The 215-nt window shown below is 68.8% G+C and carries 1 protein-coding gene; it reads right to left on the bottom strand.

Features of this window, described 5'->3' with window-relative positions:
• Positions 1-215: NUDIX domain-containing protein (locus WG8_RS27875; RefSeq protein ID WP_007428760.1), on the bottom strand; the 215-nt coding region annotated here is incomplete at both ends.

The raw sequence follows: 215 nt of genomic DNA, 5'->3' as shown, positions 1-215 counted from the left end.
CACGCAGGTTCCAGTGGATGTGGCTGAACGTGTGCTCCGCCTCACGTACAAACCGCACCGGGCGCGCCAGCACGCCCTCTGCCAGCAAATGAGCCGCCAAATGGTCCATGGCGGGCTCATCCGGCATCGGGCCGTTGTAGCCCTCCGGCCCGGCAAGCTCGTGCGGCAGCTCCCACATGCGGGCCAACAGGCCCTTGGCCGGACGCTGCCGGACG

The organism is Paenibacillus sp. Aloe-11 (assembly GCF_000245715.1).
Classification (GTDB): Bacteria; Bacillota; Bacilli; order Paenibacillales; family Paenibacillaceae; genus Paenibacillus; species Paenibacillus kribbensis.
The sequence above is the reverse complement of the archived record's forward strand: the minus strand, read 5'-3'. Positions and strand labels throughout refer to the sequence as shown.